The sequence below is a fragment of the Stenotrophomonas sp. NRRL B-14846 genome, from assembly GCF_050473585.1.
In the GTDB taxonomy this organism is placed as follows: domain Bacteria; phylum Pseudomonadota; class Gammaproteobacteria; order Xanthomonadales; family Xanthomonadaceae; genus Stenotrophomonas.
Genome location: NZ_JBFLUN010000022.1, coordinates 1,282,599 through 1,307,677 on the forward strand (window position 1 = coordinate 1,282,599; position 25,079 = coordinate 1,307,677).

General features: G+C 66.6%; 16 protein-coding genes. 10 read left to right on the forward strand and 6 right to left on the reverse strand.

All coding sequences use genetic code 11. The features are described from left to right. Positions 1-54 precede the first annotated feature (54 nt). Entirely contained in the window at positions 55-2,970 is a 2,916-nt protein-coding gene (locus AB1281_RS08225) for a VIT domain-containing protein (RefSeq protein ID WP_430345560.1), read from the forward strand. Between the two features lie 102 nt (positions 2,971-3,072). Here AB1281_RS08225 and AB1281_RS08230 read toward each other — a convergent pair whose 3' ends face one another. Continuing rightward, positions 3,073-4,272 carry an acyltransferase family protein gene (locus tag AB1281_RS08230; RefSeq protein ID WP_430345561.1) on the reverse strand — a complete coding sequence of 400 codons (1,200 nt, stop codon included), beginning with the start codon at positions 4,270-4,272 and terminating at the stop codon, positions 3,073-3,075. Positions 4,273-4,447: 175 nt separating this feature from the next. Between AB1281_RS08230 and AB1281_RS08235 the strand changes: the two genes are divergently transcribed. The 8 genes from AB1281_RS08235 (at position 4,448) to AB1281_RS08270 (ending at position 16,284) form a co-directional block, all read left to right on the forward strand. After that, entirely contained in the window at positions 4,448-5,308 is an 861-nt protein-coding gene (locus AB1281_RS08235; protein ID WP_430345562.1) for a LytTR family DNA-binding domain-containing protein, read from the forward strand. Between the two features lie 70 nt (positions 5,309-5,378). Further along, a protein-coding gene (prfB, locus tag AB1281_RS08240; protein WP_014037064.1) for a peptide chain release factor 2 occupies positions 5,379-6,504 on the forward strand; the annotation gives its coding sequence in 2 pieces (ribosomal slippage) (positions 5,379-5,453 and positions 5,455-6,504; 1,125 coding nt in all). Positions 6,505-6,549: 45 nt separating this feature from the next. After that, complete coding sequence (locus AB1281_RS08245; RefSeq protein WP_430345563.1) at positions 6,550-7,332, forward strand: helix-turn-helix transcriptional regulator; 783 nt, start codon at positions 6,550-6,552, stop codon at positions 7,330-7,332. Positions 7,333-7,977: 645 nt separating this feature from the next. Continuing rightward, entirely contained in the window at positions 7,978-9,363 is a 1,386-nt protein-coding gene (locus tag AB1281_RS08250) for an NAD-dependent succinate-semialdehyde dehydrogenase (protein WP_430345564.1), read from the forward strand. Between the two features lie 63 nt (positions 9,364-9,426). Next, positions 9,427-11,067: an acetolactate synthase large subunit gene (locus tag AB1281_RS08255; RefSeq protein WP_430345565.1), complete on the forward strand. Its 1,641-nt coding sequence runs from the start codon at positions 9,427-9,429 to the stop codon at positions 11,065-11,067. A 183-nt stretch (positions 11,068-11,250) separates the two neighbouring features. Further along, positions 11,251-12,762 carry a lysine--tRNA ligase gene (gene lysS / locus AB1281_RS08260; protein ID WP_430345566.1) on the forward strand — a complete coding sequence of 504 codons (1,512 nt, stop codon included), beginning with the start codon at positions 11,251-11,253 and terminating at the stop codon, positions 12,760-12,762. A 205-nt stretch (positions 12,763-12,967) separates the two neighbouring features. Next, positions 12,968-14,113, forward strand: a complete 1,146-nt coding sequence (locus AB1281_RS08265) for a response regulator (RefSeq protein WP_014037069.1) — start codon at positions 12,968-12,970, stop codon at positions 14,111-14,113. Then, complete coding sequence (locus AB1281_RS08270) at positions 14,110-16,284, forward strand: response regulator (RefSeq protein ID WP_430345567.1); 2,175 nt, start codon at positions 14,110-14,112, stop codon at positions 16,282-16,284. Before AB1281_RS08265 ends, AB1281_RS08270 begins: the two co-directional genes overlap by 4 nt. Before the next feature lie 69 nt (positions 16,285-16,353). Here the strand turns inward: AB1281_RS08270 and AB1281_RS08275 are convergent, their stop codons facing one another. From AB1281_RS08275 to betI, 5 genes are all read right to left on the reverse strand, one after another. Further along, complete coding sequence (locus AB1281_RS08275) at positions 16,354-17,226, reverse strand: crotonase/enoyl-CoA hydratase family protein (protein WP_430345568.1); 873 nt, start codon at positions 17,224-17,226, stop codon at positions 16,354-16,356. Positions 17,227-17,387: 161 nt separating this feature from the next. Further along, positions 17,388-19,064, reverse strand: coding sequence for a long-chain fatty acid--CoA ligase (locus AB1281_RS08280; RefSeq protein WP_430345569.1), 1,677 nt, complete (start codon positions 19,062-19,064; stop codon positions 17,388-17,390). Positions 19,065-19,286: 222 nt separating this feature from the next. Continuing rightward, complete coding sequence (betA, locus tag AB1281_RS08285) at positions 19,287-20,969, reverse strand: choline dehydrogenase (RefSeq protein WP_014037074.1); 1,683 nt, start codon at positions 20,967-20,969, stop codon at positions 19,287-19,289. A 101-nt stretch (positions 20,970-21,070) separates the two neighbouring features. Then, complete coding sequence (gene betB, locus AB1281_RS08290) at positions 21,071-22,543, reverse strand: betaine-aldehyde dehydrogenase (RefSeq protein ID WP_014037075.1); 1,473 nt, start codon at positions 22,541-22,543, stop codon at positions 21,071-21,073. Between the two features lie 38 nt (positions 22,544-22,581). Next, on the reverse strand, positions 22,582-23,172 hold the full coding sequence (gene betI, locus AB1281_RS08295) for a transcriptional regulator BetI (RefSeq protein ID WP_005409501.1): 591 nt from the start codon (positions 23,170-23,172) through the stop codon (positions 22,582-22,584). Positions 23,173-23,342: 170 nt separating this feature from the next. Between betI and AB1281_RS08300 the strand changes: the two genes are divergently transcribed. After that, a complete protein-coding gene (locus AB1281_RS08300) occupies positions 23,343-24,893 on the forward strand; it encodes a BCCT family transporter (protein WP_430345570.1) in 1,551 nt (516 codons plus the stop codon). Positions 24,894-25,079 lie beyond the last annotated feature (186 nt).

Genomic DNA, 25,079 nt, shown 5'->3' on the forward strand with positions numbered 1-25,079 from the left:
CCCATCCATCCACCTCGTGCGTTCAGACAATCACGATCCCACTGGAGCCCTGTCATGGTCTTCATCCGTTGCTGCACCCTGTTCCTGCTTGGCCTGATGGCCATGCCCGCGTCGGCGCAGTCGGCGCGGCGTCTGCCCGTGCCGAGTGGCTCTACCCCGTTGCTGATCGCCCCCGCCGCCGAGCAAGCGGTCCAACTGCGACACGCCCGCATCGAAGGCGAGGTCCAGGCCGGCATCGCCCAGACCCGGATCACCCTCGAATTCCACAACCCGAACCGGCGCGTGCTGGAGGGCGAGCTGCAGTTCCCGCTGGCCGATGGCCAGCAGATCACGGGCTTCGCGCTGGACATCAACGGTGAACTGCGCGACGCAGTGCCGGTGCCCAAGGACCGTGGCCGCCAGGTGTTCGAAGAGATCGCCCGACGTGGTGTCGACCCGGGCCTGCTGGAACAGACTGCCGGCAACCAGTTCCGGCTGCGCATCTATCCGCTGCCGGCCGGTGGCAGCCGCCGCGTGCAGCTGGTGATTCGTGAGCCGTTGGCCTTCGCCGGACAAGGCTGGCAATGGACATTGCCGTTGCAGTTTGCCGCCGGTGCGGCTTCGGTTGAATTGCAGCTGCAGGCGCCGGGCGCGTCCACCGCGGGCATGGCGCCGTTCCGCATCACTGCGGGCCACCTGCACTGGCAGGGCAAGGGCGCGCAGCTGCCGACGCAGCTGCAGTGGCGCCTGCCCGCAGCACGTCAGGCGCTGGTCCAGGTGGCGCCCTGGCAGGATGGGCACTACCTGCTGGCGCAGCTGCCGTTGGCGGCCAGTAGCACGCCCCGCACGCTGCCCAGCGAGATCGGCCTTCTGTGGGATGGTTCCGGTTCGGCGGGGCAGCGCAATCGCATGCGTGAGTTCGCGCTGCTGGATCGTTACTTTGCCGCGATGGGGGACGGCACCGTGGCATTGACCGTGCTGCGCGACCGCGCCGAACCGGTGCGGCGCTTCCGCGTCCGCGCCGGCAACTGGAATGAGCTGCGTGCGGCGCTGCAGGCCGTGCGCCCGGATGGCGCCAGCGCGCTGGCGCAGTGGCAGCCGCAGCCGAGTGTGAAGGAATACCTGCTGGTCAGTGATGGACTGCTGACCTATGGGCCGGAGCAGCTGCCGGCGATGGCGCCGGATCAACGCCTGTTCGCGATCAGCAGCGCCGGCGCCCGTACTGACAGCACGCGACTGCGTGGCTGGAGCGAGGCCCATGGCGGACGCTTCGTCGCGCTGGGTAATGATGTTGATGCGGCCGCTCTCGAACTACTGTCGTCGCCGTTGGACGTGCAGGTCGATGCGGGCCGTGGCGTACAGGACGTGGTGATCGATCGTCGCAGTGAAGCCCAGGGCTGGTTGTGGCTGCATGCACGACTGGCGGCCGACGGCGTGCCGATGCGGGTGCGTGTGGGCGGCGGTGAATGGCAGGCGCTGCCGGCAACACAGAAGAGTGACGACGGTGAACTGGTGGCCGGCTTGTGGGCGCAGGCCCGTCTGCAGCAACTCGGCGCCGACCGTCGAGGCAACCGCGAAGCCATGCAGCTGCTGTCGCAGCAGTTCGGCCTGGTCGGGCCGGATACCTCCCTGATCGTGCTGGAGACGCTGGAGGACTACCTGCGCTATGCGATCCGTCCGTCCGGTACGCTGCGCGCCGACTACGACGCCAGGTTTGCAGTGCAGGTAAGTGATCGCGCCGCAGCCGATCGCCAGCGCCTGGATGAAGTGGCCGCTCGCTGGAAGGAGCGCCAGCAGTGGTGGAACCGCAGCTGGCCGAAGGGCGCGCCGCCGCAGGCGAAGGAAATGGCGCTGGAAGTTGCATCCGCAGGCTACGCAGCCGAATCGGCACCCGTGGCGATGCTGGCAGCCCCTGCGCCTGCCCCGCCGGCTGCGCCTTCACCGATGGCAGCGGCTGCCGAGCAGCGCATGGACGCCAGCAGCGCACGCGCGCGCCGCTCAGCACCTGCGTCGAACAAGGCGCTGGATGCGATCGCAGTCACCAGTGGGTTCGTCGACGCATCCGCTGCCGCCAACGACGGCCAGCTCGGCATCCAGCTGGCGGCATGGCAGCCGGATTCGGCCATCGCCCGTCGCATGCGCCAGGGTCCGCCGTCGCAGCTCTATGACCGCTATCTGGCCGAGCGCAATGCCCACGCCGACAGCAGCGCGTTCTTCCTCGACGTGGCCGACCTGCTGCTGGAGCAGGGCCAGCGCGAACTGGCACTGCGCGTGCTGTCGAACCTGGCCGAGATGGATCTGGACAACCGCCACCTGCTGCGTGTGCTCGGCTACCGGTTGATGCAGGCGGATGCCCCCGCAATGGCGGTGCCGGTGTTCGAGCAGGTGCTGGCGATGGGCCAGGAAGAGCCGCAGAGCTTCCGCGACCTGGGCCTGGCACTGGCAGCGGCGGGCAAGCCGCAGCAGGCACTGGCGCCGCTGTACCAGGTGGTGGTGCGGCCGTGGGACAGTCGTTTCGATGGCATCGCCCTGATCGCATTGGATGAGCTGACCAACCTGGTGGCGCGCAGTACGCCGCGCCTGGACACCCGCAGCATCGACCCGCGCCTGCTGCAGGCGATGCCGCTGGACCTGCGCGTGGTGCTGTCGTGGGATGCCGACAACAGCGACATGGACCTGTGGGTGACTGACCCGAATGGCGAGCGCGCGTACTACGGCAACCGCCAGACCTACCAGGGCGGGCGGATGTCGCAGGACTTCACCGGCGGCTATGGTCCCGAGCAGTTCTCGCTGCGCAACGCCAAGCCGGGCAAGTACAAGGTCGAGGCGAACTATTTCGGCAGCCGCCAGCAGCTGGTGACCGGTGCGACGACCCTGATGCTGCGCCTGACCACGCACTGGGGCACGCCGAAGCAGAAGGATCAGATGGTCACGATGCGGCTGAAGGACCGTGCCGAGACTGTGCTGGTGGGCGAGTTCGAGGTGAAATGACCGATCCCGGGCTTATGTAGCGTCGAGCTTGCTCGACTGCCTCGAGGTGGAGCCGAGCCCATGCTCGGCTCATGGCAGAGGTAGTCGAGCATGGGCTTGGCGCTACAACGACACGGCGCGTGCGATCTGCGCCGCAGGCGGATCGGCACGCAGGCCGAACAGCGGCCGCAGCCAGCGCGAGCGTCGGATCAGCAGCTCGTGGATCAGCAGGCAGCCACCCACGGTACCGGCCAGCAGCAGGGCCGGTTCCATCCACGGGCCCAGCTGCAGTGGCTTGAGCCAGAACAGCAGGGCGATGATCAGGCTCTGGTGCAGCATGTACCAGGGATAGATGGCCTCGGTGCAGTACGGCAACCAGCGGAACGGGCGATCAAGGAAGACCTTTCCCCAGCCCAGGATGGCCAGCAGCGCGGTCCAGACGTACAGCGACTGGCTGGCCCGGACCTGCAGGTCCCAGAACGGTTCGGGCCATTGCCGCAGGGGGGAATCGGCCGCCAGCACCTGGCCAAGGATGCGCAGGCCCATGTACCAGCCGACCGCCGCCAGTGCCAGCCACAGCGTGGTGCGGCGCAGGGCCACCACCCGTTCCCAGAACAGTGGCTCGCGACCCAGCAGGTAGCCGGCCAGGAATACCGTGGCGTACTTCGCGTGCTGGTACCAGTCGCCGAGCAGGGCATTGGTGGACGGATAGATCGGCTCCAGCCAGACCACCCAGGCCAGCAGCAGGGCGAACGGAATGCCGATCAGCAGCGCGGGCGAGGCTGCAACGCGTGCCATCGCGCTGCGCACCCCTGTTGTTCCCAGCAATGGCATCAGCAGGGCCAGCGCCAGGGTGTAGTTCCACAGATAGGCCAGGTACCACAGGTGGTTCCAGGTGATGCCGTACTGCCAGCCGGCGAAGCTGCCTTCCGGCCACGGCCGCGCCTGCCAGTAGCGCAGCAGGAAGTGGCCGAAGCCGGGCGCCACATGGCCATTGGCCACGCCTTCGCAGTACGGCTGGATGGGTACGATCACGAACATGCCGAACAGCAGGGGCAACAGCAGCTTCCAGGTACGCAGGCCGGCGAAGCGCAGCAACCTGCCTTCGGGCCGCATCAGTGCGATGGCGATGCCCGAGATCAGGAACAGCAGTGACATCCGCCAGCGATTGACGAACACCATCGGCCACTGCAGCCATTCGGCCGTGTGCACGCTCTTGAGGTGGAAGCCCCAGTCGTCCACATAGGCCATGGCGGTGTGGTAGAGGATCAGCAGGGCGAAGGCGAACACGCGCAGGGCGTCGATGTCGTGGCGTCGGGTCATGGGGATGGTGTGCCGGAGAGTCGAGCCAAGGTGACGCCGCCCGGTCCGTGCAGCGACCGCCAAGGGGCCGCCGGAACCCGCGCAGTGACCAATGGCGGGGGTGGTGGGACCAATGGAGCCGCTACCCTCGGTCCCTTGAGGCAGGCTGGAGCACCGCAACGACATGGATGCAGCAATGACCCAGGGCCGACCACCGCGCTGGCGCACGTCAACCCGCCTGCTGGTATGGGCGGCCGTCCTGTCCGCTTCCGCAGTGACCAATGCGCTGGTGGAAGTGATGGATGCCGGACGCCGCGGCGCCGATCTCGGCCTGTGGGAACCGATGATCTGGGAGTTCAGCAGCCTCGGCCTGATCCTGTTGACCCTGCCGCTGCTCTGGTGGGGCTGCGAGCGCTGGCCGCTGCATGCCGATACCTGGAAGCAGCGGTTGCCGCTGTATCTGCTGGCCAGCGTCGGCTGGTCGCTGCTGCACGTGGTGGGGATGATGCTGCTGCGGCACCTGGCCTATGGAGCGCTTGGCTATCGGTACCAGGACGATGCCGGCTGGCTGGAGCGTTTTGCGTACGAATACCTGAAGGATGTACGCACGTTTGCGATGTTCGTGGCACTGGAGCACTTTGCCAGCTGGTTCGGCCGGCGCCGGCAGGGCGAAGCGAGCCTGCTGGCCGAGCCCGACGTCGGCCCGCCGGTGGAGCCGGTCGAGCGCCCCCAGCACTTCCTGGTGCGCAAGCTGGGCAAGGAGTTCCTGGTCGCCACTGCGGACGTGGAGTACGCCCAGGCCGCGGGGAACTACGTGAACCTGCGGGTACGCGGCCACGACTACCCGCTGCGGATCACCATGGCGGTACTGGAGCAGCGGCTGGACCCGGGGGTGTTCCTGCGCCCGCACCGCAGCTGGCTGATCCATCGGGGCCAGTTGCGCTCGATCGAGCCGCTGGACGGCGGCGAGGCCCTGCTGCACATGGCCGACGGGGCCAAAGTTCCCTGCAGCCGGCGCCAGCTGCCGCTGCTGCGGCAGGCGCTGGGGGCAGGGTGAAGCCCTCATTCCGGGCACCCGCGGCCTGCGGTATCATTACCAGTCATCTTTTGAATGCATAACCGCCGACATGATCGAACTGAATCCTGTCCGCCAGCGCATCACCGATCTGACCGATCGCGTGCTGTCGCTTCGGGGGTATCTTTGACTACGACGCCAAGAAAGAGCGTCTTGAAGAAGTAACGCGGGAGCTGGAAAGCCCCGACGTCTGGAACAATGCCGAATACGCCCAGAACCTGGGCCGCGAGCGTTCCAGCCTGGAAAAGACCGTGGGCGGCATCGCCTCGGTGCTCGATGGCCTGAACGACGCCACCGAACTGCTGGAACTGGCCGAGTCCGAGCAGGACGAGGACACCGCCCTGGCGGTGGTCGCCGACCTCGACAAGCACCAGGCACACGTGGAGAAGCTGGAGTTCCAGCGCATGTTCTCCGGCGAGATGGACAATGCGGCCGCGTTCGTCGACATCCAGGCCGGTGCCGGCGGCACCGAAGCCCAGGACTGGGCCGAGATCCTGCTGCGCATGTACCTGCGCTGGTGCGAGTCGCGCGGCTGGAAGACCGAACTGATGGAAGTGTCCGGTGGCGACGTCGCCGGCATCAAGTCGGCCACGCTGCGCGTGGAAGGCGACTATGCCTATGGCTGGCTGAAGACCGAGACCGGCGTGCACCGCCTGGTGCGCAAGTCGCCGTTCGACTCGGACAACCGCCGCCACACCAGCTTCACCTCGGTGTTCGTGTCGCCGGAAATCGATGACAACATCGACATCACCATCAACCCGGCCGACCTGCGTACCGACGTGTACCGTTCGTCCGGTGCCGGTGGCCAGCACGTCAACAAGACCGAGTCGGCGGTGCGTATCACCCACATCCCGACCAACATCGTCGTGGCCTGCCAGACCGGCCGCAGCCAGCACCAGAACCGCGACAACGCGATGAAGATGCTGGCCGCCAAGCTGTACGAGCTGGAGATCCAGAAGCGCAACGCCGAAAAGGACGCGGTGGAAGCCACCAAGTCCGACATCGGCTGGGGCAGCCAGATCCGCAACTACGTGCTCGACCAGAGCCGTATCAAGGACCTGCGCACCGGCATCGAACGTTCGGACACGCAGAAGGTGCTCGACGGCGACCTGGACGAGTTCGTCGAGGCCAGCCTGAAGGCCGGCCTGGCCGTGGGCTCCAAGCGCGTCGATGCCTGATCGACCCGCCTGCGCGGATATCATCGCTCTTCGTGACGGGGAGCGATGATGCGCAGCGAAAGTGAACGCAAGGAACTCGGCGGCTTCCTCAAGGCCTGCCGCGCCCGTGTCGATCCCGCCACGCTCGGCCTCCCGGCCGGGCGCCGGCGTACCCCGGGCCTGAAGCGCGAGGAAGTCGCGCTGGCGATCGGGGTCAGCGTCAGCTGGTACACCTGGATCGAGCAGGGCCGCGAAGTGCGCGCCTCGCCCGAGGTGCTGGAGCGGCTGGCGCAGGTGCTGCGCATGAGCGACGACGAACGCGCCTATGCGTTCGCGCTGTCCGGCTACGGCGTGCCGCTGGAATCACCGGACGAGAGTGTGACCGACGGCCTGCGCCAGCTGGTGGAAGCGATGCAGCCGATCCCGGCCTACGTACGCAACACCCGCTTCGACATCCTGGCCTGGAACCCGGCCATCGCCGACCTGTTCGTGGACTACAGCCAGCTGGCGCCGCATGAGCGCAACACGTTGCGGCTGATGTTCCTGTACCCGCCATACCGCACGCTGATCCTCAACTGGGAAGAAATGACCCGCGGCCTGCTGGCAGGCTTCCGCGCGGCGATGGCGCAGGCGCCGGACAAGGCCCCGTTCCTGGCGCTGGCTGAGGACATCGCGGCGCATAGTGAAGCGTTCCGCCAGTGGTGGCCGGAGCACGACGTGCGCCGGTTCGATGAAGGCGCGAAGAAGCTGAACCATCCCACGCGTGGGTTGCTGGACCTGCAGTACGTGGCGCTGGTGCCGGAGAGCCGGCACGATCTGTCACTGGTGACCTACCTGCCGCGTAGGTAGGGGGTTGTTCGGCAGGGCTTGCAGCCCTGCACCTGCAGAGGCTGAAGCAACAGCAACAGCAACAGCAACAGCAACAGCAACAGCGGGCATTCCGTGGGATGGCGGGGCGGTGTCGGAGTGCGGGGACGCCGTAAACCCGTCCCTGGGGGCTTGGCAGCCGCATCCATGCGGCTGACACCCCGCACTCCGACACCGCCCCACCTCTGACAGTTTCCCGCGCGGTCTGTTGTAGAGCCGAGCCGATGCCCGGCTGTTTTTCGTTCCAGTTTCGAAACAGTCGATTCCGATGAAGATTCATCCACGCATGGCGTGGATGTCGTACAGATAGCGGGAAATTGTCGAAGGCGGGGTGGGTCCGGTTGCGGGGGCGTGAGCGCCATGGATGGCGCGACCGAGGCTACATGGACGTATTCACGCCGTCCCCCGCAACCGGACCCATCCCGCCATCCCACGGAATGCAGGCCTTTGGCCTTGACGTTGCCCTGGCCTCTGCGGGTGCAGGGCGCAGCCCTGCCGATAACCCCATTCAGGCAGGTAAGTGCAGGTCACAGGATAAGCAGACGCCTTGTTGTGCCCGCCCATCGGGTCCACATTCCTGTGCAGGAGACGGGCCGCCGCCCGTTGTCGAGACACCAGGAGACCTGCATGTCCGCTGCCCCCACCACCGCCATTTCCCGCGATCCGGCCACCGGCCTGCAGATCGCCAGCCATCCCTTCGCCACCGATGCCGAGCTGGATGCAATCCTCGATCGCGGCCAGGCTGGCTTCGCTGCCTGGAGTGCCAGCAGCCTCGAAGAACGAGCGCAGGTATTGCGGGCGATGGCGGGCGTACTGCGCCGTGACCGCGAGAAGCTGGCTGCACTGGCCACCGCCGAGATGGGCAAGGTGCAGGCCGAATCGCTGGCCGAGATCGAGAAGTGCGCCGTGCTGTGCGACTGGTACGCCGACCACGGCGCGCAGTTCCTGCGCGACGAACCGACCCAGGTGCCCGGCGACAAGGCTTACGTGTCCTACCTGCCGCTGGGCGTGGTGCTGGGCATCATGCCGTGGAACTTCCCGTACTGGCAGGTGATGCGCGCGGCGGTACCGATCCTGATGGGCGGCAACGGCTTCCTGCTGAAGCCGGCCGAGAACATCGTCGGTACCGCGCAGCTGCTTGATGCCGCCTGGCGTGATGCCGGACTGCCGGAAGGCACCTTCATCGCCGCCAACATCAGCCGCGAGGGCACCAGCCGCGCGATCGCCGATGACCGTATCGCGGCAGTGACCCTGACCGGCAGCGTGGCCGCCGGCCGCAGCATTGCCGCCCAGGCCGGGCAGGCGCTGAAGAAGGTGGTGCTGGAACTGGGCGGCTCGGATCCGTTCATCGTGCTGGCCGACGCCGACCTCGATGCGGCCGTCGATGCGGCGGTGGCCTCGCGCTTCCAGAACACCGGGCAGGTCTGCATCGCCGGCAAGCGCATCATCGTTGAAGACGCGGTGTACGACCGCTTCGTGGCACAGTTCTGCCAGAAGGTGCAGGCGCTGACCATCGGCGATGGTCGTGAAGCGGGCAACCGTATCGGCCCGATGGCGCGCCAGGACCTGCTGGAACAGCTCGACGCGCAGGTACGCGCTTCGGTGGAGGCCGGTGCGCAGCTGCTGGTCGGTGGCCACCAGTTGGATCGCCCGGGTGCGTTCTATGCACCCACCGTGCTGGCCGGCGTGGAGCCGGGCATGCAGGCCTTCGATACCGAGACCTTCGGGCCGGTGGCCTCGATCAGCCGGGCCCGCGACGCCGACCATGCGGTGGAGCTGGCCAACCAGAGCGAATTCGGCCTCAGCGGCAACCTGTGGACCGGCGACCGCGCGCGGGCCATGCAGCTGGCGCGCCGGTTGCAGACCGGCGGCGTGTTCGTCAACGGCTTCTCCGCCTCGGACCCACGCGTGCCGATCGGCGGCGTGAAGAAGAGCGGCTTCGGTCGCGAGCTCTCGCACTTCGGCATCCGTGAATTCGTCAACGCGCAGACCGTGTGGTTCGACAAGCGTTGACGCGCGGCTCTCATCCTTCCTGCAACGATCCACCATCAGTCCAGCGAAAAGGACGGCATTCCAATGTCCAAGGGTTCAGACCTGCTCGTCGCCGCGCTTGAGAACGAAGGCGTCGAGCGTATTTTCGGCATCCCCGGCGAAGAGAACCTCGATGTGGTCGAGTCGCTCCGCCATTCCAGCATCGAGCTGGTCATCACCCGCCACGAACAGGCGGCGGTGTTCATGGCGGCCACCTATGGCCGCCTGACCGGCAAGCCGGGCGTGTGCCTGGCCACGCTCGGCCCGGGTGCGCTCAACTTCACCACCGGCGCGGCGTATGCGCTGCTGGGTGCGTGGCCGGTGATCATGATCACCGGCCAGAAAGGCATCGTCGCCAGCAAGCAGGCGCGCTTCCAGATCGTCGACATCGTCGGCACGATGAAGCCGTTGACCAAGCAGGCGCGGCAGATCGTCTCGGCGCGTACGATTCCGACCATCGTCCGCGAGGCGTTCCGTGTCGCCCAGGAAGAGCGCCCGGGCCCGGTGCTGCTGGAGCTGCCCGAGGACATCGCCGCCGATGAGGTCGAGGGCGTGGCGCTGATTCCGCCGCACGCGGTGGACCGTCCCATTGCCAGCCCGGAGGCGCTGGATCGGGCGGCTGAGATCATCCGCAATGCCAAGCGGCCGTTGCTGATGATCGCGTCGGCGGCCTCGCGGCCGCAGTCCAGCGACGCGCTGTCCGCGTTCGTGCTGCGCGCCGGCATCCCGTTCTTCACCACGCAGATGGGCAAGGGTGCGGTGGCTGGTGGTTCGGGCCTGTACATGGGCACCGCGGCGCTGACCGAGCGCGACTACGTGCACATGGCGATCGACCAGGCCGACGTGATCGTGACCATCGGCCACGAGGTCACCGAGAAGCCGCCGTTCGTGATGCGCCCGGGTGGGCCGACCGTGATCCATATCGGCTACTCGCAGGCGGCGGTGGAGCAGGTGTATTTCCCGCAGGTGGAGGTGATCGGCGATATCGGTCGTTCGCTGACCCAGCTGGCCGACCGCATCGAGGGTGCGGTGCCGAACGCCGCTGCGCTGCTGCCGCTGCGCGCGACCATCCTCGAGCACCTGGCCGACCGGGCCGAAGAGGCCGGGTTCACCCCGCAGCGGCTGGTGCACGACGTGCGCCAGGTGATGCCGCCGGACGGCATCGTGGCGCTGGACAACGGCATGTACAAGATCTGGTTCGCGCGCAACTACCGCACCCAGGTGGCCAACACGCTGCTGCTGGACAACGCGCTGGCGACGATGGGCGCGGGCCTGCCGTCGGCGATCATGGCCTCGATCCTGTATCCGCAGCGGCGGGTGCTGGCGGTTTGCGGTGACGGCGGTTTCATGATGAACAGCCAGGAGCTGGAGACGGCGCGCCGGCTGGGCCTGAACCTGGTGGTGCTGATCCTCAACGACGGTGCCTACGGCATGATCCGCTGGAAGCAGGCGGTGGATGGTTTCACCGACTACGGCATGACCTTCAGCAACCCCGATTTCGTGAAGTACGCCGAGGCCTATGGCTGCAAGGGCCACGAGGTGACGGCCATCGAGCAGTTCATCCCGACCCTGGAAGCGGCCTTCAACGAGGGCGGGGTGCATCTGGTGTCGGTGCCGATCGATTACTCGGAGAACCAGCGGGTGCTGGTGGACGAGTTGCGGCAGGCGTTCCCTGGAACCCGGTAAAGCCGGAGCAGGGCCGGCCGATCCGCCCGGTAGGTGTCGACCTTGGTCGACACGCAGAGCGCCAACCAAGGTTGGCGGCTACCGGGCGGCGGGCCGGGGCCGGGGCAGGGCGGTTTTGGTATGCTGGGCAACCGGCTGCGCCGGGCGCAGCATCCCCCCTCACTACACGATTCCCGCAGATCCATGAGCGAAGCTACCGATACCCCCCCCGTCGACGAAAACAAGTTGATCGCCGAGCGCCGTGAGAAACTCAAAGCGCTGCGTGGGCAGGGCATCGCGTACCCGAACGACTTCCGTCGCGAGGACTTCGCCGGCCGCCTGCAGGAAGAATTCGCCGATGCCGGACAGTGGACCGCCGAGGCCCTGGAAGGCAACGGCCGCCAGGTGAAGATGGCGGGCCGCCTGATGGCCAAGCGCATCATGGGCAAGGCCAGCTTCGCGCAGATCCAGGACGAGTCCGGCCGCATCCAGCTGTTCCTGCAGGGCGCGGTGCTGGGCGATGCCTACACGGCCTTCAAGGGCTGGGACGTGGGCGACATCATCGCCGTCGAAGGCGGCCTGACCCGTACCAAGACCGGCGAGCTGTCGGTCAAGGCTGAATCGATCCGCCTGCTGACCAAGTCGCTGCGCCCGCTGCCGGACAAGTGGCACGGCCTGGCCGACGTCGAGCAGCGTTACCGCCAGCGTTACGTCGACCTGATCGTGACCCCGGAGTCGCGCGCGGTGTTCATCAAGCGCTCGAAGATCATCCGCGCCATGCGCGCGTGGCTGGACAACCGCGACTTCCTGGAAGTCGAGACGCCGATGATGCATTACATCCCCGGCGGCGCGGCGGCCAAGCCGTTCACCACCCACCACAATGCGCTGGACCTGGACCTGTACCTGCGCGTGGCGCCGGAGCTGTACCTCAAGCGCCTGACCGTGGGTGGCCTGGAGCGCGTCTACGAGATCAACCGCAACTTCCGCAATGAGGGCGTCAGCACCCGTCACAACCCGGAATTCACCATGATGGAGCTGTACGAGGCCTATGCCACGTACAACGAGATCATGGACCTGACCGAAGGCGTGATCCGTGACGTGGCCACGACCGTCAACGGTGGCACCGAGGTGGAGTGGGATGGCGCGAAGATCGACCTGGGCCCGGCGTTCCGCCGCTGGCGCATGGACGAGGCGGTCCGCCACCACAACCCGGAAATCTCCGCTGCCGACTGCACCGACCGCGAGGCGCTGCTGCGCCATTGCGAGCGCTTGAAGATCCGCGTCAAGCCGTCCTATGGCTGGGGCAAGCTGCTGCTGGAGATCTTCGAGGCCACCGTCGAGCACACCCTGATCCAGCCGACCTTCATCACCGATCACCCGGTGGAGGTCTCGCCGCTGGCCCGTGCCAACGACAACGATCCGGGCTACACCGACCGTTTCGAGCTGTTCGTCAATGGCAAGGAGCTGGCCAATGGCTTCTCCGAGCTGAACGATCCGGAAGACCAGGCCCAGCGCTTCCAGGCCCAGGTGGCCGCGAAGGAGGGTGGCGACGACGAGGCCATGCACTACGACGCCGACTACATCCGTGCGCTGGAGTACGGCATGGCCCCGACCGGCGGCCTGGGCATCGGCGTCGATCGCCTGGTGATGCTGCTGACCGGCAGCAGTTCGATCCGCGACGTGCTGCTGTTCCCGTACATGCGTCCGGAGCAGTAAGTCGTCTTTTTGACTCCTGATTGTGCGCGCCGTCCCGAAACGAGACGGCGCGATTGACGCCTCCCGCACTCGGCGTATCGTTATTGCACTACCTTGACGCCTGTTGTGGCTTGATCGGCGCCAAGGGGAGTGCACAGTGTGGAGAGCCCGCTTCACAATGTGATGACGATCATGAACCGGGACGCATGACACGGGAGTCAGGCCGATGCAGGGTGCGAGCGTTCGCAGCGGCAGAGTATCCTCGCCTGCTGATGATCCAGCATGGTCGAAAAACCAGGCAGAGTACGCGTTGAACATCGTCATTGTTGACGACCAGACTTCCGCCCGGACGATGCTGCGTCACGTCATCGAGGACATCGCGCCGGAACTGAGCGTGTATGACTTCGGCGATCCGCTGACCGCATTGGCGTGGTGCGAAGCGCATCCGGTCGACCTGCTGCTGCTCGATTACCGCATGCCGGAGATGGACGGGCTGGAATTCGCCCGTCGTTTCCGTCGCCTGCCGAAGCACCGCGACATTCCGGTCATCCTGATCACCGTGGTCGGCGACGAGCCGATCCGGCAGGCCGCGCTGGAAGCGGGTGTCATCGACTTCCTGGTCAAGCCGATCCGCCCGCGCGAACTGCGTGCGCGCTGCTACAACCTGTTGCAGCTGAGGCAGCAGACCGAGAACGTGAAGCAGCGGGCGTTGTCGCTGGAACAGCGCCTGCTGGCCAGCATGCATGAAGTCGAAGAGCGGGAGCGCGAAACGCTGTCGCGGCTGGCGCGTGCGATCGAGTTCCGTGATGCCGGTACCAGCGCCTACCTGGAACGCATGGCGCGCGTGGCCGGCCTGATCGCCGACCAGCTCGGGCTGCCCGAAGAGGAAGTGCGCCTGATCGAGATGGCCGCGCCGCTGCACGACATGGGCAAGATCGCCATCCCCGATGCGGTGCTGCTCAAGCAGGGCAAGCTCAACGAGGAGGAGCTGGCGATCATGCGCCGGCACCCGCGGATTGGCCATGAACTGCTGAGTGGTAGCCAGAATCGCTTCATCCAGGTTGGCGCGTTGATCGCACTGCGTCATCATGAGCGCTACGACGGCAGTGGCTATCCCGATGGGCTGGTCGGCGATGCGATTCCGCTGGAAGCGCGCATCGTGGCCGTCGCCGATGTCTTCGACGCCCTGATATCACCCCGTCCGTACAAGGAAGCATGGACCATGGAAGCCACCCTGGCTTATCTCTACGCCCAGCGTGGCCGCCTGTTCGACCCCCGATGCGTGGACGCGCTGCTGCGCGGCCGCGAGCAGCTGGACCAGATCTGCGCCGAGCATTCGATGGCGTCCGCGCGCCCGGGGCTGGGCGCGTGAAACGGCTGTTGTCGCAGCTGCGGCTGCGCCTGTCCCAGCGCCAGGACAGTGAGCACGGCCAGCAGATCGTCCGCATTGTCCTGATCAGCCTGATCCTGGCCTACGTGCTGTTGCCGGCGCCACGCCACGATCTGCCGCACACACAGTACGTGGGCGTGCTGGCGATCGTGCTGACCGGCCTGAGCCTGTCGCTGCTGCTGTTCGGTTGGCTGCTGTGGCGGCCGGCGCGTTCCGATCCACGCCGCGTGCTGGGCATGCTGGCCGACTACGGCCTGATCGCTGCCGGCATGGTGCAGATGGGCGAGCCGCTGTCCTGGGTCTACATCGTGGTGATGTGGGTGACGGTCGGCAACGGCATGCGCTTTGGCAACCACTATCTGTACGTGGCGGTGGCCATGGCGATGGTGAGCTTTGGTTGCACCGTGCTGCTGACCCCGTACTGGCAGCAGAATTTCCGCCTGGCCATCGGCCTCTGGCTCGGCCTGGCCGCGGTGCCGCTGTACTTCTCGACGCTGCTGCGGCAGTTGACCGAAGCGATGGCCGAGGCGCGCCGCGCCAGCGAGGCCAAGAGTCGTTTCCTGGCCAACATGAGCCACGAGTTCCGCACGCCATTGAACGGTCTCAACGGCATGACCGAAGTGCTGGCGACCACGCGCCTGGACGACGAGCAGCGCGAGTGCCTCAACACCATCCAGGCATCATCGCGCAGCCTGCTGGCGCTGGTGGAGGAAGTACTGGACATCTCGGCCATCGAAGCCGGCAAGCTGCGCGTGGTGGCCGAAGACTTCGCCGTGACCGATGTGATCCAGGCGATCGGGCTGATCCTGCTGCCGCAGGCCAAGGCCAAGCGACTAGACTACCGGGTGAAGGTCGCCGACGGCGTGCCGCCACGGGTGCGCGGCGATGTCGGGCATCTGCGGCAGATCCTGTTGAACCTGGCCGGCAATGCAGTCAAGTTCACCGACCACGGCCGGGTCGAGATCCGTGTCGGCGTCGTCCATGCGGATACCAATGGCGCAGTGCGGTTGCGCTTCGACATCCTCGATACCGGCATCGGCGTGGCGCCGGCCATGCGCGCGCGGCTGTTCGATGCCTTCGAGCAGGCTGACGTCAGCATGGCGCGCCGCCACGAGGGCACCGGCCTTGGCACGACCATCGCCAAGGGCCTGGTCGAAGCCATGGACGGTGACATCGGCTATCTGGAAAACCCGCCGCGCGGCAGCCACTTCTGGGTAGAGCTGCCGTTTGCGCCGCCGCAGCCGCTGGTGCCGGGTGCGGTGCCGAGCCTGACCGGCGACGAAGACGTCGGGCCGGGCGGTAACGTGATCGCCTTTGCCGATCCGTTCCTGCGCCATCGCGCCCGCGTGCGCAGCATGCAGATCCTGGTGGCCGACGACCATGAGGCCAACCGCATGGTCCTGCAGCGCCTGCTGCAGAAGGCCGGACATCGTGTGCTGTGCGTGGACGGCGGTGAGGCGGTGCTGGATGCGCTGGCCGACAGCGAGTTCGACGCGGTCATCGTTGACCTGCACATGCCGGGCATGAGCGGGCTGGACATGCTCAAGGAGCTGCGGGTCATGCAGGCCGGCGGCGGTCCGCGCACACCGGTGCTGGTGCTCAGCGCCGATGTCACGCCCGAGGCGATCCAGCGCTGCACCCAGGCCGGTGCGCATGCCTTCCTGGCCAAGCCCGTGGTGGCGGTACGCCTGCTCGATACCCTGGCCGAGATCGCCAACAACGCCCAGTTGAAGACCATGGCCGCGCCGGTGGTACGGCCGGCGGCGCTGCAGGACGGGGTGCTCGACAGCAGTGTGCTGGACGAACTGGCCTCGCTGGGCATGGGCGAGGGCTTCGAGCGCGAGTTCATCCGCCAGTGCCTGGAGGATGTGGCGAGCTGCATGGGCAAGGCCGAGCAGGCCGGCGAGGCTGCGCACTGGGATGTGTTCCGCGAACAGTCCCACGCGATCAAGGGCGTGGCCAGCAACCTTGGCCTGATGCGCGCGTCCAACCGTGCCGGCGAGCTGATGCGGATGGCCGACTGGCAGCTCAAGACCGAATGGCGTCCGCGCCTGGACATCCTGCAGGACGCGATCAAGGAAGGCCGGCGTGCGCTGGAGGCACGGGCCGAACGCCGCCTGCGCGGTGCTGCTGATGATGGTGAAGCGCGCTGATCGATGGTGGGGCCCTAAAAAAAGCCCGGTGGCCAACCGGGCTTGAACCCATCCTGGGGGAGGGATGAATCAGGCCGCGTCGAGACTGGCGCGACGGGTCTGGGCCTTGATCAAGCGATCCATGGTGCGCAGCGAGCGGTCGCCGAGGGCCAGGGCGGAATCGACCCATACCTTGGTGATCTCCAGCAGTTCGTCATAGCTGACAGGCTGGGCAATGCTGCGTGCGGCGTTCATTGCCAGGTAGGACTGCGGGGTGCGCTGCTGCTGGCGGATCAGTTCTTCAACGGCCGCCCGGCCATCGCCTTTCTTCACCAGCACGTCGACCACGCCCATCGCATGCATCTCCTCGGCGCTGTAGACCCGGCCGTCGAGAATGATCTTCTCGGCCAGGTGCGGTGACACCCGGCGGCACAGGAAGGAGTAGGCGCCCATGCCCGGGAACAGGCCGAACAGAACCTCGGGCAGGCCGAGGCCGCTGCCTTCCTCGGCGACGATGGTGTGGCAGGCCAGGGCCATTTCCAGGCCACCACCGAGGGCGTCGCCCTGGATCAGGGCGATCGAACGGACATCGCCGCCGAACCCGGTATGCAGGTGGTGCACGCCCTCCACGCAGCGCTGGGCGTAGTTCAGCAGGAGGTCGCGGTTGCCTTCGCGGATCAGGCGGGTGAACAGGTCCAGGTCACCGCCTAGGTTGTAGGCGAGGGCGTCGGAGGCCAGCACGAAATGCCGCAGGGTGCCGCTGTGGCGCTCGGCGGGGCTGCGGGTGATGGCCGCCATGTAGCTCCACATCTCGTCGAGCATGTCCTTGCGGCAGCAGGGACGGATGCCGGTGGCGGCATCGGCATGCATGAACAGCCAGTGGGCAGTGCCGTCGGCACTGTCTTCGGTACGGATGGTGGCAAAAGGCGAGCCGCTTGAGGGCAGCTTTTCGATGGTACTCATGGAAGGGTCCTCGGCATGCGGCCCGCAGTGTCAGGTGGGTGGCCGGCGGGCCGAACGGTCCACACACGCGGCGATGCTACACCGCCTCAGGGGCGTCGCATGCGAAAGGGCCCGGGACGTTTCCGCCCCGGGCCCTGCACTGTCCAGATTGCCGAAAACCCTTACTGGGCGGGCGTATCGCGGAGTTCGCGACGGAGGATCTTGCCGACATTGGTCTTCGGCAGTTCCTTTCGGAATTCAACGATTTTGGGGTGCTTGTAGCCGGTCAGGTTGGCCCGGGCATGCTCCTTGACCATTTCGGCGGTCAGGTTCGGGTCCTTCTTCACGATGACCACCTTGACCACTTCGCCGGACTTTTCATCCGGCACGCCGACCGCGGCCACTTCCAGCACGCCCGGCATCATCGCGATCACGTCCTCGACTTCATTCGGGTACACGTTGAAGCCGGACACCAGGATCATGTCCTTCTTGCGGTCGACAATGTAGAAGAAGCCGTGTTCGTCCATCTTCGCCATGTCGCCGGTGTGCAGCCAGCCGTCGGCGTCGATGGTCTTGGCGGTTTCCTCCGGGCGCTGCCAGTAGCCCTTCATCACCTGCGGGCCCTTGATGCAGAGTTCGCCGACCTCGCCCAGCGGCAGGATGGCGCTGTTGTCGTCCTTGATGCAGGCATCGGTGGAGGGGATCGGCAGGCCGATCGAGCCGTTGTACTCGGTCAGGGTGAGCGGGTTGATGCAGGCTGCCGGCGAGGTCTCGGTCAGGCCATAGGCCTCGACCAGGGTCACGCCGGTGACCTTCTTCCAGCGCTCGGCCACGGCGCGCTGCACGGCCATGCCGCCGCCCAGGGTGACCTTCAGCGAGGAGAAGTCGACCGTGTCGAAACCGGGGGTGTTGAGCAGGCCGTTGAACAGCGTGTTGACGCCGGTGATGGCGGTGAAACGCACCGACTTGAGCTCCTTGACGAAGCCTTTCATGTCGCGCGGGTTGGTGATCAGGTGGTTGCAGCCACCGAACTTCATGAAGACCAGCCCGTTCGCCGTCAGTGCGAAGATGTGATACAGCGGCAGGGCGGTGATGATCCACTCCTTGCCCATCTCGATGCCCGACGCACTGATCCAGGCCGAGGCCTGCTGCATGTTGGCGATCAGGTTGCGGTTGGTCAGCATCGCCCCCTTGGCCACGCCGGTGGTGCCGCCGGTGTACTGCAGGAACGCAATGTCGTCGTGGTCGATCTCGACCTTGGGCAGGCTGTGGCGGCTGCCGAGCTTGAGCGCCTGGCGGAAGCGCACCGCGCCCTTGAGATGGTAGTTGGGCACCATCTTCTTGATGTACTTCAGCACGAAGTTGACGATCACGCCCTTGCCGCCGAGCAGGTCGCCCAGCCCGGTGGTGATCACATGCTTGACCGGTGTATCGGCGATGACCTGCTCGACGGTGTCGCCGAAGTTGTCGACCACCACCAGCGCGGTCACGCCGGCATCGACCAGCTGGTGCTTGAGCTCGCGGGCGGTGTACAGCGGGTTGACGTTGACCACGGTCAGGCCGGCGCGCAGCACGCCGAAGGTGGCCACCGGGTACTGTAGGCAGTTGGGCATCATCAGGGCGACGCGGTCACCCTTCTTGAGCTTGAGCTCACCGAGCAGGTAGGCCGCGAACTGTTCGACCAGCGCGTCGGTCTCGCCATAGGTGAGCACCTTGCCGAAGCTGGAGTAGGCGGGACGGTCGCGGAATTTCGCGACGGAAGCGTCGAAGACCGAAGCTACCGAATGGAACTCGTTGACGTCGATCTCGGCGGGAACGCCTTTCGGATAGCTCTGCAGCCAGGGACGATCCAGACTCATATTCCCCCTCCAGGAATCGTGATGTATTAGGTTCCGGCCCTGAGCGTATCGACAATGGCCGGTCATTGCAGCATACCCCGCCGTAGGGAAAACGCGAAGAGGCCCCGAAGGGCCTCTTTACCTGGTGGTGCCGGCCGCTGGCCGGCATCTACGCTCGATCGGGATTCCGGTGGATGCCGGCCAGTGGCCGGCACTACCGTGGCGCCTAGCGGGCCGCCTGCGTCAGCCCTGCTTGCGCACCGGTGCACCGTTGGCCTTGTAGTACGGCGCGGTGCTGCGGGCCAGCGGGGTGCGGCCGCGGATCACGTCGGCCAGCTTCTCGGCCATCATGATGGTCGGCGCGTTGAGGTTGCCGGTCACCACCTGCGGCATGATCGAGGCATCGACGATGCGCAGGCCTTCCAGCCCGTGCACGCGGCCCTGGCCGTCGACCACGGCCATCGGGTCATCGGCATGGCCCATCTTGTTCGAGCACGACGGGTGGTAGGCGGTCTCGGCGTGCTCGCGCACGAACGCATCGATCTGCGCATCGGTCTGCAGCGCGCTGCCCGGCGAGATTTCGCGGCCGCTGTACGGCGCCAGTGCCGGCTGCGCGAAGATCTCGCGGGTGATGCGGATCGCCGCACGGAACTCGCGCCAGTCCTGGTCGTGCGACATGTAGTTGAACAGGATGCTCGGGTGTTCGCGCGGGTCCTTCGAACGCACATGGATGCGGCCGCGGCTGGGCGAGCGCATGGAACCGACGTGCATCTGGAAGCTGTGCGCCTTGATCGGGTTGGAGCCGTTGTAGTTGATCGCCACCGGCAGGAAGTGGTACTGCAGGTTCGGCCAGTCGAACTCGGCGTCGCTGCGGATGAAGCCACCGGCCTCGAACTGGTTGCTGGCGCCGATGCCGGTGCCCAGGAACAGCCACTCCGCACCGATCGCCGGCTGGTTGTACAGCTTCAGTGCCGGTGCCAGCGATACCGGCTTCTTGCACTCGTACTGCAGGTACATTTCGAGGTGATCCTGCAGGTTGGCGCCGACGCCCGGCAGGTGGTGCACCAGGTCGATGTCCAGGCTGCGCAGCAGGTCGGCTGGGCCGACGCCCGAGCGCTGCAGGATCTGCGGCGAGGCGATGGCGCCGCCGCACAGCAGCACTTCGCGGCGGGCAGTGGCACGCTGCGGCTGGTCGTTGTGCAGCCACTGCACGCCCACCGCACGCTTGCCCGAGAACAGGATGCGGTCGGTCAGCGCGTGGGTGACGATGGTCAGGTTCGGGCGCGGCTTGGCCAGGTCCAGGTAGCCGCGGGCGGTGCTGGAACGACGGCCCTTCGGGGTCACCGTACGGTCCATCGGGCCGAAGCCTTCCTGCTGGTAGCCGTTGAGGTCGTCGGTGCGCGGGTAGCCGGCCTGTACGCCGGCTTCGACCATCGCAGCGAACAGTTCGTTGTTGCCGGCCTTCGGCGTGGTCACGCGCAGCGGGCCCTCGCCACCGTGGTAGTCATTGGGGCCGATGTCGCGGGTTTCCGCCTTGCGGAAGTACGGCAGGCAGTCCAGGTAGGTCCAGTCTTCCAGGCCCGGCATGCTGGCCCAGTTGTCATAGTCCATCGCGTTGCCGCGGATGTAGCACATGCCGTTGATCAGCGACGAGCCGCCCAGGCCCTTGCCGCGGCCGCAGTCCATGCGGCGGTTGTTCATGAAGGGCTCGGGATCGGTCTTGTACGCCCAGTTGTAGCGCTTGCCCTGCAGCGGGAAGGCCAGTGCCGCCGGCATCTGGGTACGGAAGTCGAGCCGGTAGTCCGGGCCACCGGCTTCCAGCAGCAGCACGCTGACATCGGCATCTTCGGTGAGGCGGGTGGCCAGCACGTTGCCGGCCGAACCGGCGCCGATGATGATGTAGTCGTACTCGTTATGGGTGCTCATGGGTGTCTCCTGCAGGCCGGGGCGCGCTGCATGCAGGCGTCCCGGCGGGATGTCGGATCGGCGCGGTGGCCGGACGATGGGGCGTGCTCGCGGCGCGCCGGTCAGAACACGCTGGCGTAGTCGCCCAGCTCGACCTGCACCGACTTGATGCGGGTGTAGTGGCCGAGGGTGGAGATGCCGTTCTCGCGGCCGACGCCGGATTCCTTGTAGCCACCGACCGGCATTTCGGCCGGCGATTCGCCCCAGGTGTTGATCCAGCAGATGCCGGCTTCCAGGCGGTGGATGATGCGGTGGGCGCGGCTGACGTCCTTGCTGACCACGCCGGCGGCGAGGCCGAAGGTGGTGTCGTTGGCACGACGCACCACTTCGTCTTCGTCGTCGTAGGCGAGGATGCTCATCACCGGCCCGAAGATCTCTTCCTTGACGATGGTCATGTCATCGCGGCAGTCGGAGAACACGGTCGGCAGAACGTAGGCGCCGTTGGCCAGCGCGCCTTCGGTGGCACGGCCGCCGCCGGTCAGCAGGCGGGCGCCTTCGGCCTTGCCGCTTTCGATGTAGCGCAGCACGTTTTCCATGTGCGGGAAGCTGGTCAGCGGGCCGAAGTTGGTCTCGGCGGCCATCGGGTCGCCGATGCGGATGCGCTTGACGCGCTCGACAACGGCGGCTTCGAACGCGGCCAGCATGCTGCGCGGCACGAACACGCGGGTGCCGTTGGTGCAGACCTGGCCGGAGCTGAAGAAGTTGGCCATCACCGCGATGTCGGCGGCGCGGTCGAGGTCGGCGTCATCGCAGATCACCAGCGGCGACTTGCCGCCCAGCTCCATGGTCACTTCCTTCAGCGACGAGGACGCGGCGCTGGCCATCACCTTCTTGCCGGTGGCGACGCCGCCGGTGAAGGAGATCTTCTCGATCACCGGGTGCTCGGTCAGCCACTGGCCGATCTCGCGGCCCGGGCCCTGCACGACGTTGAACACGCCGGCCGGCACACCGGCTTCGGTGTAGATCTCGGCCAGCCGGATCGCGGTCAGCGGGGTCACTTCGGACGGCTTGAACACCATCGCGTTGCCGGCGGCGAGGGCCGGGGCCGACTTCCACATGGCGATCTGGATCGGGTAGTTCCAGGCGCCGATGCCGGCGACCACGCCCAGCGGCTCGCGGCGGGTGTAGAAGAAGCTCGATTCGCGCAGCGGCAGCTGGATGCCTTCGATGGCGGTGGCCAGGCCGGCGTAGTACTCGACCACGTCGGCACCGGTGACGATGTCCACGGTGGTGGTTTCGGCCAGTGCCTTGCCGGTGTCCAGCGTTTCCAGGTGCGCCAGTTCGTCGTTGCGCTCGCGCAGGATCTCGACGGCGCGGCGCAGGATGCGCGAACGTTCCATGGCGGTCATCGCAGCCCACACCTTCTGGCCTTCGGCCGCGCTCTGCACGGCGCGTTCGACGTCCGCCTGGCTGGCGACCTGCACTTCAGCGATCACTTCACCGGTGGCCGGGTTGACGGATTTGAAGGTCTTGCCGCTGGTGGCATCGACCCGCTGGCCGTGGATGTAGAGCTGTTGGACGGGCAGGGTGGTCATGGGGCGTACTCCTTGGAAGGGGGCGGGTGCTGAAGCGCTTATAGCGCGACAGCCTGCAACTGGAAGTCGATGTAGCCGTAAGCGATGCGCCGGGACTTCTCGGCATTGAACTGGCCGCCGACCAGGCTGCCGCGCAGCCACAGGCCGTCGATCATCGCGGCCAGGCCGCGGGCGGCCAGGCGGGCCTGCGGGTGGGGCAGCAGGCGGTTGAACTGGTGGCACAGGTTGGAGAACAGACGCTGGTCATTGGCGCGCTGCAGCCGGGCCAGTTCCGGCTGGTGCATGCTCGCGGCCCAGAAGGTGAGCCAGACGCGCATCGCGGTGCCGTTGATCTGGCTGTCGTCGAAGTTGCCATCGACGATGGCGCGCAGCTGCTCGCGCGGGTCGTCGCTGGCGTCGGCGCGGTAACGGGCGACCGCGTCCTTCAGCTCGCGCAGGATCTGCCGCATTGCAGCATTGAGCAGGCCGTCCTTGTCGCCGAAGTAGTGAGCGACGATGCCGCTGGACAGCCCGGCCTTCTTCGCGATGGTGGCGACGGTCGCATCGGCCATGCCGATCTCGTCGATGGTCTGGAAAGTGGCCCGGATCAGCTGCTCGCGCCGTACCGGTTCCACGCCTTTCTTCGGCATTGTCTCTCCACGGATTGCGACCCGAAGGATCGGGCTGCCCGCCATTATGCTTTTTATTGATTGAACGTTCAATCAATAAACCCTAGGATGCGCTCGCGCCCCACGCCATGGGCCCGGTTTACCGGTCCGGCCCCGCCCATGTGCTCCCTCGGACTTGATGAGACGACCCCATGTCTTCCCTGGCTCATCCCAAGCGTTCGCCCCTGCGCTTGAACCGTTTTGTCTTCTTCAGCTCCTCGGTGTCGATCGGCATCCTCGGGCTGCTCACCGTTCTCTATCCCGAAGGCAGCGAGCACTGGCTGCAATGGGCGCAGGCCGAGGTGTCGGCCGCGTTCGGCTGGTGGTACATGCTGCTGATCGTGCTGTGCCTGGGCTTCGTGCTGTGGCTGGCGTTCTCGCCGTATGGCCGCATCCGCCTGGGCCACAACGAGGAATCACCGGCCTTCGGCTACGTCGCCTGGGTCTCGATGCTGTTCTCGGCCGGCATCGGCATCGCGCTGCTGTACTACGGCGCCTACGAGCCGCTGGATCACTTCCTCAATCCGCCCGGGCAGCCCGGCGGGACCGTGGCCGCCGGCCGCGAAGCGATGGTGCTGACCTTCCTGCACTGGGGCCTGCACGGCTGGGCGCTGTACGCGCTGGTCGGCGTGGCCCTGGGCTACTTCGCCTACCGCCGCGACCTGCCGCTGGCGCTGCGCTCGGCGCTGTACCCGATCTTCGGTGAGCGCATCCACGGCCGCATCGGCGACATGGTGGATGGCTTCGGCATCCTGGCCACGCTGATCTCGATGGTGACCAACCTCGGCATCGGCGCGCTGGTTGTGCAGTCCGGCCTGGTCTACCTGTTCCACATCCCGGATACGCCGCAGGTGCTGGTGGCGATCGTGCTGGTGATGATGGTGGTGGCCACCATCGGCGTGGTCGCCGGTGTGGAAAAGGGCATTGCCTGGCTGTCCAACCTCAATGTGCGCCTGCTGTGTGGCCTGCTGCTGTTCGTGCTGATCACCGGCCCGACCCTGCACCTGTTCGACGGCCTGATCCAGAACACCGGCGATTACCTCGGCGCGTTCGTGCGCAAGAGCTTCGACATGTACCTCAACGACCCGAAGGGCCGCGAGTGGATGGGCTCGTGGACGCTGTTCTACTGGGCCTGGTGGATCGCCTGGGCGCCGTTCGTCGGTCTTTTCGTGGCGCGCATCTCGCGTGGCCGCACCATCCGCGAAGTGATCATGGGCGTGCTGCTGATTCCGCTCGGCTTCACCCTGGCGTGGCTGTCGATCTTTGGCAACACCGCCATCGACCTGGTGCTCAACCATGGCCAGGCGATCCTGGGTGACGTGGCCCAGCACGATGCGGCGATGACGCTGTTCAAGCTGCTGGAATACCTGCCCGGCGCGCCGTACGTGGCCGGTGCCGCGGTGGTGATCGGCTTCGTGCTGTTCCTGACCCCGGTCGATTCGGGCACGCTGATGATCGCCAACCTGTGCACCCGTCGCGTTGACGATGGCGTGGAAGATGGCCATGACGCGCCGATCTGGCTGCGCGTGTTCTGGGCGGCCGGCATCACCGTGGCCAGCGTCGGCCTGTTGCTGGCTGGTAATTTCAGCGCGATGCAGACGGCAGTGGTGCTGTGCGGCCTGCCGTTCTCGTTCACCCTGGCGTTCTACATGTGGGGCCTGCTGAAGGCGCTGCGCACCGACCCGGACGCACCGCGCCGGTGATCGGGCACCCGGCATCTATCCCGATGCCGTCGGTAACGCAGTAGAGCCAGGCCATGCCTGGCTGCGAAGAAACCAGAAGGGCCGGATCCGCGAGGGATCCGGCCCTACTCAATTTCGTAGTGCTCTGAAAGACATGCAGGGCCGTTCGCGGCAATCATCGTTCAACGTTCCTTTCCCGGAGTTGAG